This window comes from Terrabacter koreensis, from assembly GCF_054783315.1.
On the sequence record NZ_BAAGQU010000004.1, the window covers coordinates 16,739 to 29,712 of the forward strand.

The 12,974-nt window shown below is 72.8% G+C and carries 12 protein-coding genes; 8 read left to right on the forward strand and 4 right to left on the reverse strand.

The genetic code is table 11. From position 1 onward, the window contains the following. The first annotated feature begins 81 nt into the window (after window positions 1–81). From ACYVNR_RS02820 to ACYVNR_RS02840, 5 genes are read left to right on the forward strand one after another with little or no spacing between them, the layout of a single operon-like run. Window positions 82–957: a P-loop NTPase family protein gene (locus ACYVNR_RS02820; RefSeq protein ID WP_461046436.1), complete on the forward strand. Its 876-nt coding sequence runs from the start codon at window positions 82–84 to the stop codon at window positions 955–957. A gap of 1 nt (window position 958) precedes the next feature. Continuing rightward, window positions 959–1,501 (forward strand): 2'-5' RNA ligase family protein, encoded by a 543-nt coding sequence (locus ACYVNR_RS02825; RefSeq protein ID WP_045188673.1) that lies wholly within the window; start codon window positions 959–961, stop codon window positions 1,499–1,501. Then, the gene (locus ACYVNR_RS02830; protein WP_045188676.1) at window positions 1,498–2,550 is read left to right on the forward strand and encodes an LLM class flavin-dependent oxidoreductase; all 1,053 of its coding nucleotides are present in this window, start codon (window positions 1,498–1,500) and stop codon (window positions 2,548–2,550) included. The genes ACYVNR_RS02825 and ACYVNR_RS02830 overlap by 4 nt, the downstream gene beginning before the upstream one ends. 1 nt (window position 2,551) lies before the next feature. Further along, window positions 2,552–3,832, forward strand: a complete 1,281-nt coding sequence (locus tag ACYVNR_RS02835) for a glycosyltransferase (RefSeq protein WP_052677104.1) — start codon at window positions 2,552–2,554, stop codon at window positions 3,830–3,832. A 9-nt stretch (window positions 3,833–3,841) separates the two neighbouring features. After that, window positions 3,842–5,122, forward strand: a complete 1,281-nt coding sequence (locus ACYVNR_RS02840; RefSeq protein ID WP_082080737.1) for an adenylate/guanylate cyclase domain-containing protein — start codon at window positions 3,842–3,844, stop codon at window positions 5,120–5,122. 22 nt (window positions 5,123–5,144) lie between these two features. On the opposite strand, the gene ACYVNR_RS02845 is transcribed toward ACYVNR_RS02840, so the two are convergent. Continuing rightward, window positions 5,145–7,184: an NADPH-dependent 2,4-dienoyl-CoA reductase gene (locus ACYVNR_RS02845; protein ID WP_045188678.1), complete on the reverse strand. Its 2,040-nt coding sequence runs from the start codon at window positions 7,182–7,184 to the stop codon at window positions 5,145–5,147. A 66-nt stretch (window positions 7,185–7,250) separates the two neighbouring features. On the opposite strand from ACYVNR_RS02845, the gene ACYVNR_RS02850 reads away from it, so the two are divergent. From ACYVNR_RS02850 to ACYVNR_RS02860, 3 genes are all read left to right on the forward strand, one after another. Continuing rightward, the gene (locus ACYVNR_RS02850) at window positions 7,251–8,699 is read left to right on the forward strand and encodes a flavin-containing monooxygenase (protein WP_045188680.1); all 1,449 of its coding nucleotides are present in this window, start codon (window positions 7,251–7,253) and stop codon (window positions 8,697–8,699) included. 282 nt (window positions 8,700–8,981) lie between these two features. Beyond that, window positions 8,982–10,208, forward strand: a complete 1,227-nt coding sequence (locus tag ACYVNR_RS02855) for an HNH endonuclease signature motif containing protein (RefSeq protein WP_461048276.1) — start codon at window positions 8,982–8,984, stop codon at window positions 10,206–10,208. Window positions 10,209–10,257: 49 nt separating this feature from the next. Continuing rightward, window positions 10,258–10,500, forward strand: a complete 243-nt coding sequence (locus tag ACYVNR_RS02860) for a DUF3072 domain-containing protein (protein ID WP_461046440.1) — start codon at window positions 10,258–10,260, stop codon at window positions 10,498–10,500. Between the two features lie 18 nt (window positions 10,501–10,518). On the opposite strand, the gene ACYVNR_RS02865 is transcribed toward ACYVNR_RS02860, so the two are convergent. The 3 genes from ACYVNR_RS02865 to ACYVNR_RS02875 all read right to left on the reverse strand — a co-directional run bounded on the left by ACYVNR_RS02865 (window position 10,519) and on the right by ACYVNR_RS02875 (window position 12,962). Continuing rightward, the gene (locus ACYVNR_RS02865; RefSeq protein ID WP_461046441.1) at window positions 10,519–11,151 is read right to left on the reverse strand and encodes a GntR family transcriptional regulator; all 633 of its coding nucleotides are present in this window, start codon (window positions 11,149–11,151) and stop codon (window positions 10,519–10,521) included. Next, window positions 11,151–11,576, reverse strand: a complete 426-nt coding sequence (locus ACYVNR_RS02870; protein ID WP_045191132.1) for a VOC family protein — start codon at window positions 11,574–11,576, stop codon at window positions 11,151–11,153. The genes ACYVNR_RS02865 and ACYVNR_RS02870 overlap by 1 nt, the downstream gene beginning before the upstream one ends. A 99-nt stretch (window positions 11,577–11,675) precedes the next feature. Then, complete coding sequence (locus tag ACYVNR_RS02875) at window positions 11,676–12,962, reverse strand: DUF4921 family protein (RefSeq protein WP_461046443.1); 1,287 nt, start codon at window positions 12,960–12,962, stop codon at window positions 11,676–11,678. Window positions 12,963–12,974: the final 12 nt, after the last annotated feature.

Consider the following 12,974-nt stretch of genomic DNA (forward strand, 5'->3'; position numbering starts at 1 on the left):
GCCGCCCACCGGGCGGACGCGAGGCTGCGGCAGTTCGCGACAGGGTTTGTCAGCAAGGGCGAGCGTGGAAGCGGTGACGGCGTGACTGGACTGGTGCTGGTCGAGGGACTGCCCGGTTCGGGCAAGAGCACGACGGCCGCGGACACCGCCGGCTGGCTCGGCGCGAGAGGCGTTGCGGCCGAGCACTGGACCGAGGGCCGGCTCGACCATCCCGTCGACTTCGAGCAGGTCGCGGTGCTCAGCACCGAGCAGGTGCTCGCCATCGCCGCCGAGTCGCCCGAGACCGCGTCGGCGCTCCTGTCGGCAGCCGAGCGGCACGGCGACGAGTGGGTCGTGCGCCACGCCCTGCACCCGTCGCTGCCGGCGAGCGTCGTCGACCGGCTCAGGGGACACGACGCGTACGACGGCGCGGTCGCCCACGACGTGCACTCGCGCGTGCTCACCGAGAGCTGGCGCCGGTTCGGGCGCACGACCCCCGGTTCCCACCCGGTCCAGGTCTGGGAGTGCGTGCTGCTGCAGAACCCCGGCTGCGCACTCGTGGCGCGCGCCGACCAGCCCGCGTCCGTCCTCGCCGCGCACGTCGCAGGTCTCGTCGACGCGGTGCGCTCCCACGACCCGGTGCTCGTCTACCTCGACGCGGGCGACCCGCTCCGCGTCCTCGAGACCGCCGCCGCGGAGCGCCCCCGCGAATGGGTCGAGGCGGTCGTCGAGTACCACACCGGGCAGGGCCTGGGCCGTCGCATGGGCCTGCGCGGCTTCGAGGGCTACGTCGACTTCATGCGCCACCGCAGGGCCATGGAGCTCGACATCGTCGCATCGCTCGACCTGCCCACGCTCGTCGTGGGCGTCGACGCCGACCACCGTGGCGCCGGGCCGGCGAGACTCGAGCAGGTGCGTGCCTTCCTCGCCGAGCACCTTCAGCTCGACGACCGGCCGGAGCCGAGCCGGGTCGCCTGACGTGCCCCTCCACTCGGTCGAGGCGGTGCTCGACACGGCCACCGACGAGCGGGTGCGCCACGAGTGGGACCTGCTCGCCGCGGCCGGGCTGCCGAGCCAGGCGAGCCACCGCGGCGAGTCGAACGCCCCGCACGTCACGCTCTGCGCTGCCGGAGACGTGCCCGATGTCGCCGAGACGCGGCTCGCGCAGGCGCTGGGCTCGTACGAGCCCGTCCCGGTACGCCTCGGTGCCCTCGTCGTGCTCGGCTCCCGTCACCTCGTGCTGGCCCGGCTCGTGCTGCCGAGCCCGGCGCTGCTCGGCCTCCACGCGCGCGTGACCGAGGCGTTCGACGTTGCCGGCGACGTGCCCGAGCACGTGGAGATCGGCCGGTGGCTCCCGCACGTCACCCTCGGGCGTGGTCTCGGTCCCGGGCAGGTCGGCGAGGCGATCGCGGCGCTGGGCCGCGTGCCGCTGCTCGACGGCTCGCTCGCGTCGGTGCGGCGCTGGGACCCCACGGCCGGGCGCACCTGGCGGGTGGACGGCATACCTACGATGGGCGCATGAGCCTCGGACCCCACGGCCGCCTCGAGCTGGGCCTCGACACGTTCGGCGACATCGCACTGGGGACCGACGGGGCCCCGCTCCACGCGGCCACGGTCCTTCGCGAGGTGCTCGCCGAGGGCGAGCTCGCCGACCGCCTCGGTCTCGACTTCTTCGGCGTCGGCGAGCACCACCGCGACGACTACGCCGTCAGCGCCCCCGACGTGCTGCTCGCCGGGCTCGCCGCCCGCACCGAGCGCATCCGCCTCGGCACGTCGGTCACGGTGCTGAGCAGCGACGACCCCATCCGGGTCTTCCAGCGGTTCTCGACGGTCGACGCGATCAGCAACGGGCGCGCCGAGATCACCGTCGGCAGAGGGTCGTTCATCGAGTCGTTCCCGCTCTTCGGGCTCGACCTCTCGGAGTACGAGACGCTCTTCGAGGAGAAGCTCGACCTGCTCGCCGCCGTGGTGGCGGAGAAGCCGGTGCACTGGAAGGGCTCGATCCGGCCGCCGGTGGACGTCGAGCAGGTCATGCCCGCAACGGAGTCCGGCCACCTGCCGGTCTGGGTGGGGGTCGGCGGCACGCCGCAGTCGGTCGTGCGGGCGGCGCACTACGGCTTCCCGGTCGTCATCGCGATCATCGGCGGCGCCTCCCGGCAGTTCGCGCCTCTCGCCGACCTCTACCGCCAGGCGCTCGCGCAGATGGGCAAGCCGGAGCTCCCGGTCGGCGTGCACTCGCCCGGCTACGTCGCCGCCACCGACGAGCAGGCCATCGACGAGTTCATGCCCCACTTCGTGCCCTACATGAACAAGATCGGGCGTGAGCGCCGCTGGGCGCCGATGACGAACGAGCAGGCGCTGGCCCGGCTCGGTCCCGACGGCGCCGTCTACTGCGGGTCGCCCGAGACCGTCGCCGCCAAGATCGCCGACACCGTGAAGGTGCTCGGGGTCTCGCGCTTCCAGCTCAAGTACTCCATGGGCACCCTCCCGCACGACCGGCGGACGGAGTGCATCCGCCTCTACGCCGAGGAGGTCGCGCCGCGCGTACGCGCCATGCTCGACGAGGCCTGACGTGAGGGTGCTCCTCCTCGGCATGGGGTCGCGCGGTGACGTGCAGCCCCTCGTCGCGCTGGGGGAGCGCCTGCGGCAGCGGGCGTATGCCGTCTCGCTCGCCGCGCCGGCCGACCTCGGTCACGTCGTGGCCGGGAGCGGGGTCGGCTTCGAGCCGCTGTCGTTCGACCTCGAGGGCCCGCTGCGTGACGGCCTCGGGCGCGACGGGCTGCGCGGCTCGGGCACGACGCGGGTGCGCGAGGCGCGGCTCATGCGACAGGTCATGGCCGAGACCGCGGAGGCTCTCGCCGACGACGTGACCCGGCTCGTGGACGGCGCGGATGCCGTCGTGTCGGGTCCCCTGACGTTCGACCTCGTCGAGGCGCTGCTGTCGTCCGGGGCGGCAAAGCCGCACGTCTACGCGGTGTTCGCGCCGGTGTGGCCGAGCGCCGCCGGGGCGTCGACCGCGCTCACCCTGCTGCCGCGACGCGTCTCGCCGCTCAACCTCTGGTGGAGCAGCCTGGCCGGGCGGGTGGCACTGGACCTGTTCCGGCCGGCCGGCGACCTCGTGCGGGCGCGAAAAGGCCTGCCGCGCAGAACATTTCGGTCGTACTCGGCTGCCGCCACGCGCACCCCGACGATCCTCGGCGCCAGCCCGCTCGTGGTCCCTCGGGCGACGGACTGGCCGCCTGCCCTGCGGCAGACCGGCTTCTGGTTCCGATCGCCGACGCCGGGTCCCCTCGACGCCCCCCTCGAGGGCTTCCTCGCGGACGGCCCGGCCCCCGTCTACGTGGGCTTCGGGTCGATGCCGACACCCGACCCCGAGGCCGTGCTGCGCGGCGTCGCCGAGGTGCTGGGGTCGCTCGGGGTCCGCGGGATCGTGAGCGAGGGGCTCGCCGGACTCTCGCTCGACCGGCTGGGAGACACGCTGCCACCCGGTGTCATCGGCGTCGGCGCGACACCCCACGACCTGCTGCTGCCACGGTGCTCCGTCGTCGTGCACCACGGCGGGGCGGGCACGACGGCAGCGGCCCTGCGCGCGGGGGTGCCGCAGGTGGTCGTGCCGCACGCGGCGGACCAGCCGTACTGGGGCCGGCGGCTGGCGGCGCTCGGGGTGGCAGCGCCACCGATCGCCCGGAAGGACCTCACGCCGTCACGCCTCCGCGCGGCGCTCGAGGTCGCGCTGGCCCCGGAGGCCCGGCGGGCGGCATCCGCCCTCGGGGAGCAGGTCCGGTCCGAGGACGGCGCCGGGCACGCTGCCGAACTCGTCGACTCGCTCCTCAGGCGCGAGCGCCGGCCGTAGCATCACGGCATGGGCGCATCCCGCGTGCTCGCCCCTTCCCGGACCCGCCTCGGCGCGCCCGTGATCCGCATCGTCGAGCGCCTGGCCGAGATCGGTGGGCGCCCGGAGCGGTCGCACGACGACGCGCTGCGCCAGGGGATGCTCGTCCTCGCGTCGGTGCTCATCACGCTGCTCTCGTTCATCTGGGTCGTCACGTATGCCGTCCACGGCCACCTGCTGTCGGCCGCGATCCCCGCGACCTACCAGGTCCTCACCGCGCTCGGGCTCGTCGTCCTCGCGCGCACCGGGAGCTTCGCCGTCTTCCGCACGACCCAGCTCGTCGCGTACCTCGTGCTGCCCGCCCTGCTCCAGGCGTCGCTGGGCGGCTTCGTGGCCTCGAGCGGGATGGTGCTGTGGGCGATCTTCGTGCCGCTCGCGGCGCTCGCCCTGCTCGGCGTCCGCCACTCGCTCGGCTGGCTGCTCGCGTTCTTCGTCGAGGTCGTCGTCCTCGCGCTGCTCGACCCACGCCTGTCGCAGCACCCGGCGGGGTTGCCGGCCGGCTTCGTCATCGCGTTCTTCGTGCTCAACGTCATGGGTGTGACCATCAGCGCCTATGTGATGCTCGGCTACTTCGTGGAGCAGCGGGAGCGGGCACGCGTCGCCCTCGAGGCCGAGCAGGAGCGGTCCGAGCGCCTGCTGCTCAACGTCCTGCCCGGCGCGATCGCCGAACGCCTGAAGCGCGACCCGGGCATCATCGCCGAGCACTACGACGAGGTGACGGTGCTCTTCGCCGACCTCGTCGGATTCACGGCGCAGACGCAGGTCATGCCCCCCGACGAGCTCGTCGCCATGCTGGACCGCATCTTCTCCGCGTTCGACCAGGAGGTGGACGCGCAGTCGGTCGAGAAGATCAAGACGATCGGCGACGCGTACATGGTGGCGGGTGGACTGCCGGAGCGGCGGCCCGGCCACGTCGAGGCCGTGGCCCGGGTGGCGCTCGCGATGCGCGCCGAGATCGCCGCCATCGCCCGCGAGCCCGGCTGCGAGTGGCTCGCGGTGCGCATCGGCATCGACACCGGGACGGCCGTCGCCGGGGTCATCGGACGACGCAAGTTCATCTACGACCTGTGGGGCGACACGGTGAACACGGCCAGCCGCATGGAGTCGCACGGCCTCCCGGGCGAGATCCACGTGACCGAGCGGGTCGCGGCCGCCCTCGGCGACGCGTTCGTGCTGCGACCACGCGGCACGATCGCCGTGAAGAGCAAGGGCCCCATGCGCACGTTCCTGCTCGACCGTGAGAGAACGTGAGGCGCGCCCACGACGCGGAACCTCAGATCGTGGCGGCGAGCTCTGTCGCCTGCCGGATGGCTCGCTTCGCGTCGAGCTCTGCTGCGACGTCGGCGCCGCCGATGACGTGGACCTTGACGCCGCGCTCGGCCAGGGCCGGGCCGAGGGTGTCGACCGACTCCTGGCCGGTGCAGAGCACGATCGTGTCGACGTCGAGCACCTGCGGGTCGGACCGCTGCTCGCCGTGCGTGATGTGCAGGCCGGCATCGTCGATGCGCTCGTAGTTGACGCCCACGTGGTGGTGGACTCCCTTGGCCTTCAAGGCCGCTCGATGGACCCAGCCGGTCGTCTTGCCGAGCCCCTTGCCGATCGGGGTGGCCTTGCGCTGGAGCAGGTGCACCTCCCGCGGCGAGGGGGTGGGTGCCGCGGCGACGAGGCCGCCGCGCGACGCGTCGGGGGACCCGACACCCCACTCGGCCATCCACGCGTCGACGGTCAACGGCGACTCGACGTGCGTCAGGAACTCCGAGACGTCGACACCGATGCCGCCCGCGCCCATGACGGCCACACGCCGACCGACGGGCGCCTCGCCGCGGACCGCGGCGGCATACGTGACGACCTTCGGGTGGTCGACGCCCGGCACGTCCGGGATGCGCGGCTCGACCCCCGTGGCGACGACCACCTCGTCGAAGTCGGTGAGGTCATCGGCGCCGGCCCTGCGGCCGAGGTGCACCTTGACGTCGCCCAGCTCGAGGCGCCTGCGGTAGTAGCGGATCGTCTCGGCGAACTCCTCCTTGCCCGGGATGCGCATCGCGATGGCGAACTGGCCACCGAGGTCGTCGGACGCCTCGAACAGCTCGACCCGGTGGCCGCGCTCGGTGAGGGCGACCGCCGCGGCGAGACCGGCCGGGCCGCCACCGACGACGGCGACGTGCTTGCTGCGCCGGCTCGGGGCGAGCACGAGGGTCGTCTCGCGGACGGCCCGCGGGTTGACGAGGCAGGTCGCCGTCTTCTTCGCGAAGGTGTGGTCGAGGCAGGCCTGGTTGCAGGCGATGCAGGTGTTGATCTCGTCGGCCCGGTCGCTCGCGGCCTTGGCCACCCAGTCGGGGTCGGCCAGGAACGGGCGCGCCATCGAGACGAGGTCCGCCGTGCCGTCGGCGATGACCTGCTCGGCGAGGTCGGGCATCGAGATGCGGTTGCTCGTCACGACCGGCACGGAGACCTCGGGACGCAGCTTGGCCGTGACGCGCGTGAAGGCGCCGCGCGGCACCGAGGTGACGATGGTGGGCACGCGGGCCTCGTGCCAGCCGATGCCGGTGTTGATGATCGTGGCGCCGGCCGCCTCGACCTCCTTGGCGAGTGCGACGATCTCGTCCCACGTCTGACCGTCGGGCACGAGGTCGAGCATCGAGAGGCGGTAGACGATGACGAAGTCGGGACCGGCGGCCTCGCGCACGGCACGCACGACCTCGACGGGCAGGCGGCGGCGGTTCGCGGCGGAGCCGCCCCACTCGTCGGTGCGGTGGTTGGTGCGCGGCGCGAGGAACTGGTTGAGCAGGTAGCCCTCGGACGCCATGATCTCGACGCCGTCGTAGCCGGCCCGCTTCGCGAGACGGGCACAACGCGCGTACGCGCCGATGGTGCTGCGGATGCCGCGGGCGCTGAGCGCGCGGGCGGTGAAGCGCGAGATGGGGGCCTTCGTGGCCGAGGCCGACACCGCGAGGGGGTGGTACGCGTAGCGCCCCGCGTGGAGGATCTGCAGGGCGATCTTGCCGCCCTCGCGGTGCACCGCGTTGGTGATGACCTCGTGCCGACGGGCCTGGCGCTCGGTGACGAGCACCGAGCCGCCGGGGTAGAGGGCTCCGGCGAGGTTGGGGGCGAAGCCGCCAGTGACGATGAGGCCGACGCCGCCGCGGGCGCGCTCCGCGTAGTAGGCGGCGAGGCGGTCGAAGTCCTTCGCGCGGTCCTCCAGCCCCGTGTGCATCGACCCCATGACGACGCGGTTGCGCAGCGTCGTGAACCCCAGGTCGAGCGGCTCGAGCAGGTGCGGGTAGGCGGTGGAGGTCGCGGGAAGTGCCGTCACGCGGTCGAGCGTAGCCGCTCGGTTACCCGCGGGTAGGGCGAGCGCGGCGTGGGTCACAATGTCGGGGTGAGCCAGATCGAGCACGTGGACGTCCTCGTCGTCGGCGCCGGCCTGTCCGGCATCGGGGCGGCCTACCGCCTTCAGACCGAGGCCCCGACCCGCACGTACGCGATCCTCGAGGCGCGCGCCTCCCTCGGCGGCACGTGGGACCTGTTCCGCTACCCGGGAGTGCGGTCCGACTCCGACATGATGACGCTCGGCTTCCCGTTCGAGCCGTGGACCGACCCCGACGCCATCGCCGACGGCCCGAAGATCTTGGCGTACCTCGAGTCGACGGCTCGCAAGCACGGCATCGACCGGCACATCCGGTTCGGGCACCAGGTGGTGGCTGCCTCGTGGTCGTCCGTGGAGGCTCGCTGGACGGTCACGGTGGAGCGCGCGGGTGGTGGCTCGGAGCAGCTCACGTGCCGTTTCCTCCAGCTGTGCAGCGGCTACTACGACTACGAGCGGCCCCACGATCCCGAGCTTCCGGGCATCGGCTCGTTCGCCGGGGACGTCGTGCACCCGCAGTTCTGGCCCGAGGGGCTGCCCGTCGCGGGCCGCAAGGTCGTCGTCATCGGCTCCGGCGCGACGGCCGTGACGCTGGTGCCGTCGCTCGCCGACCTCGGGGCCGACGTCACCATGCTCCAGCGCACCGCGACGTGGGTGACGGCGCTGCCACGACGCGACCGCGTGCGCGACGTGGTGCAGCAGGTGCTGCCGTCGCGCGCCGGCGGAGTCGTCGCCCGCTACAAGAACGTCCTCGCGACGATGGCCTTCTACGAGCTGAGCCGGCGGCGGCCGGCCGTTGCGAAGTCCCTGCTGTCCAAGGGCGCCGCCCGCGCGCTCGGGTCGACGACGCTGGTGAGCGACCACTTCACCCCCACCTACGACCCCTGGGACCAGCGCCTCTGCGTCGTCCCGGACGGCGACCTCTTCGAGGCGGTGCGCTCGGGACGCGCCCACGTCGTCACCGACACGATCGAGACGTTCACGCCCGACGGCATACGGCTGCGGTCGGGGCGCGAGCTGGCCGCCGACGTCGTCGTCACGGCTACCGGCCTGCGCATCAAGGTTGCCGGCGGCATCGAGTTCACCGTCGACGGGGAACGCCGGCCCACAGGCGAGCTCACCGTCTACCGCGGCGCGATGTTCGCCGACGTGCCGAACCTCGCCGTCACCATCGGCTACGTCAACGCCTCGTGGACGCTGCGCGCCGACCTTGCGAGCCGCTACGTCTGCCGCCTGCTCAACCACATGGAGCGCAACGGCTGGCGCGTCGCCGTACCCCGGGCGCCGGAGGGGATGGAGGGGCGGCCGTTGCTGCCGCTGCGCTCGGGTTACGTCGAGCGGGCCGCGGGCGAGCTGCCGCAGCAGGGTGACGCCGCGCCGTGGCTGATGCGGCAGAACTACCTGCTCGACCGGCGCGACATGCTCAGGGGCGACGTCACCGAGGCGATGGCCTTCTCGCGGTGAGACGGCTTGCGTGGCAAAGCAATCCGTTCTCCACAGATACGCATTCCCCCTTCCCGATTTGTCGAACACGTGTTCTAATGGATTAGTCGAAACGCCGCACAGGGGAGGGTTCGTATGCCGTACGTCGCGTCATCGCGAACCCCTGCCGAGTCGACGTGGCTGGGCCGGTTGCACGCCGAGGTGGAGTACGCCCCGGCCGACACCGGTCATCGTTGCGTGCCGGACGAACGGACGCGGTCGGTGGCGGCGACGGAGAGCCTGCTGCGTTCGAGTGAACGGGTGATGGCGCAGATCGAGGCGCTCGAGGCGGCCAAAGCCCGCGTCGAGGCGGACCTGATCGCGGCGTACGGGGCGTTGCACACGATCGCGGAGCAGCAGATCGCCGCCCTGCCGGCGGGGTCCTCGCGGCGGGCTGCGGCGCTGGTGTCGCCGGTGCGGGTCGTCGCGGAGGAGATCGCCCTCGGGACCGGCGTCGGGGCCGGTGAGGTGGGGCGCCGGTTGACGCTCGCGACGGCCCCACGGCGACACCGGCGTCTGCTGGCCGCGCTGCGTGAGGGCGGGACGTCGCTCTACCGGGCGGTGCAGGTCGCGTGCGAGACGGTGCAGCTCTCGGACGCGGACGTCGCGACGGTGGAGGAGGCGGTGCTCGCGCCGTCTCGGGACGGGCGGCCGGTGGGGCAGCGGACGTTCTCGGCCCGGTTGCGGCGGGCCGTCGCCTCGGTCGACACCCGCGGCGCGGACGAGCGGCGCGCGCAGGCCAAGGCCCGGCGGGGTGTGTTCGGGCGGATGGTCGAGGACGGTATGGGCTGCCTGACGATCACCGCCGACGCGGGCACGATCGCGGGGGTCATGGACCGGCTCGACGCCGATGCCCGCGCCAGGCGCGGCTCCGGCGACCCGCGCACCCTGGACCAGCTGCGCTGCGACCTGGCCACCGCAGCCCTGCTCAGTGGCCACCTCGACCCCGCCAAAGTGACGGACGAGATGACCGGTGACGCGGCGGCGCGGGTGTGGCTGGTCGTGCCGTTCGAGGTCGCCACCGGCCACAGCGACGCGGCGTGCGAGCTGCCCGGGCACGGCTGGGTCACCGCCGCCCATGCCCGCGAGCTCATGACCCGCCCCGGGTCGGTGTGGCAGACCCTGCCGGTGAATGTTCGCGACGGCCACGCGATCAGCCGCCCGACGAAGGCCTACCGGCCCACCACGGCGATGGTCGAGCACGTCCGCGCCGTCGACGGCACCTGCCGCGGCCCCGACTGCACCACCCCGGCCACCCGCTGCGACCTCGACCACGAGATCCCGTGGCCGGCCGGTGAGACAGCCGTGACGAACTTCTACGCCAAGGAACGCCGGCACCACAACCTCAAGACCCACCAGGTCTGGACCAGCACCCCCGTCGCCGACGGCGGCTTGCAGTGGACCACCCTGACCGGCCGCACCCACACGACCTACCCCAAGGACTGGCGCGAAGGCATCGGCCCGCCGGGCGACGATCCGCCGCCCTTCTGAGACTGAAGAGGGTGGTGGTTCGGCGCCGCGAATCGGGTACGCCGACCTCATGACCACATCGAACACACCTTCGAACGACGACGTCATCGGTGGCGCCTCGGGCGACTCGACGATCAAGGACCCCGAGGACTGGGTCACCGGCGACGAGGCGATGACCGGTGCGCAGCGCAGCTACCTGGAGACCCTCGCCCGCGAGGCAGGCGAGACGCTCCCCGCAGACCTGACCAAGGCCGAGGCGAGCGAGCACATCGACCGGCTCCAGGCCCAGACGGGTCGCGGCGCGTCCGACTGAGACGGCCCGCGGCACGGGTCAGCGTCGCTGGGCGGTGGAGGAGATGTGGGCCTCGAGGGCTTCGCGCAGCCCGGCCGCCTCTCGGGCCTCGAGCAGGTCGACGAGGTGCTCGTGCTCGCGCGTCAGGCCGCGCATGTGCCGGCGACCCGTCGGCTCACCGAGGCGCGTGAGGCGCACGAAGGCCCCGAGCTGCGTCAGCAGGCGGGAGAGCGTCGGCATGGCAGCCACTGCCGCCAGCGCCCGGTGGAACTCCTCGTCGAGCCGCAGGAAGGACTCGGAATCGTCCGTGTCGGCGCTCCGACGCTGCTTGATGGTGAGCAGCCGCAGCGCGTCGACGTCGTCCGGTGTCGCACGGGCACACGCCTCGGCAGCCGCAGCACCCTCGAGCGCGACCCGGATCGCGACGATCTCGGACCGGTGCCGCTCCGACACGTCGACGACGAGCAGCTGTCGGCGGCTCCCGGGCACGAGCAGTCCCTCGCTCGTCAGCGTCCGCAGGGCCTCGCGCACCGGAGTGCGTGAGACGCCGTGCGCATCTGCCAGCGACACCTCGTCGAGCGCGCTCCCGGCGACGAGCTCGCCCGAGAGGATCCCGGCGCGCAGGGCCTCGTAGACGCGGGCGGCCTTGGTGTCCCTGCCGTCCGTCCCCACTACTTCGCGAAGATCTGCGACTCGTCGGCGAACGCCTTGAACTCCATGGCGTTCCCGGCCGGGTCGAGGAAGAACATCGTCCACTGCTCGCCGGGCTCGCCCGCGAAGCGGAGGTAGGGCTCGATGACGAACGACGCGCCGGCCGCCTTCATCTTCGACGCCAGGTCGTGGAAGTCGTCGACGGCCAGGACGCACCCGAAGTGCGGCACCGGCACGCTGTGGCCGTCGACGGCGTTGTGTGCGGCCGGCCCGGGTGAACCTCCCGGGGCCACGTGGGTCACGACCTGGTGGCCGTAGAAGTTCCAGTCGACCCAGTGCTCGGCCGACCGCCCCTCCTCGAGCCCGAGGACCCCGCCGTAGAAGTCCCGGGCCCGGGCCAGGTCGTCGACGGGCACGGCGAGGTGGAAGCAAGGGCGTTGGGTCACGTGTCCTCCTGGGTCGGATGTATGCAGGAATCTCTCTTGTATACATACGCCGCCGGCACGCGTCAACGGTGGTGCCAGGCCTCGCTGGGACCGAGGCCTTCAGCCGATCTCGACGCCGTCGGAGACGGCGCCGGCCTCGACGAGCTCGCGCAGCCGGGCGACGGCGCGGTCGTGCACCGTCCAGGGGTCGATCGTGTTGACGTAGATCTTCGTGCCGCCCTCGAAGCCGGCGAGCGTGGAGATCCGCCACTTGAGCACGGCCCGCAGCGGCATCGGCTGGTCCACGGAGGGCGGCCGGTGGTGCCACTCCTCGTTCGACGGCACGTGCACGCCCGTGGCCGCGTGGCAGGCGTGGACGAGGTCGGAGAAGTCGCGCAGCTGCTCCTCGTCCAGCTCCCACGGGCAGCCCTCACCGTCGGTCACGTGCACCACGAGGGCGGGGTAGCGGTGGCCCACGCCGGCGAAGGCGACCGCGTGCTCGTTGCGGGCGACGACGAGTCCCTGCTCGGCGGCGTACTGGGCGCCCCACCTGGCGAAGACGCCGGGCTCGGTGCGCAGCAGCTCGATCTCACGCTCCTTCTGCGCGCCGAGCTCGTCGATCGCGACGATCTGCTTGTGCAGGTGGTCGAACGACGCGCCGGCTGCCGAGAGCCAGTTCTGGAAGACCGACACGTAGCGGGCGCAGGCGTTGTCGCGGTAGAGGTCGCGCATCGCCCGCACCGTGAGCTGCGTGTAGCGCCAGTGTTCCTCGGGCGTCAGCGTGCCCGAGCCGGCGAGCTGCGTGTCCTCGGTGGCGCCGTCGACGTAGTGCCGTCGCGCGATGACGACCTGGTGGTTGCCCGCGAACAGCCCGACCGCCTCGCGCTCGAGGTCCTCCTCGGCGAGCGGCTCGGCGTCGGCGCCGGGCGCGCTCCGGGCCCGCATCCGGATGCGGGCGAGAGCCGTGACGTGCTCGCGTCCCTGCGCCGTGCCCAGGTATGCCGTCCGGTGCGCTAGCGACGCTGCCGTCGGCTCGAAGCCGTGGCTGAGGTGCCAGTAGTCGTAGCTGAGGATCTCGAAGAGGTTGGGGATGAGCCGGAACTCCGGCCGGGTCGCGTGCAGGTCCTCCGCGAGGACGGCTCGCACCTCGCGCCAGCCGTCGCCAGTGACGCCGTCGCCGCCGCCGTCGCGGACGACGCGCGCGATCTCCGGGGTCGTCTCGAGCATCCGGGCCCAGCAGAACGCGCAGTGCCGGTCGTGGTCGTCAGGGTCGAGCGGGAGCGGGTGGTGGCTGGGCACCCCGAAGGGTCTCGCCGCCCGGCCCGGCAGGGTCCAGACCTTCGTCCCGGTCAGCGGGTTGACCTGTTTGATGGTGCCGTCGGGCAGGCGCACCAGGGGCTCGACCACGCTCCCAGCCTA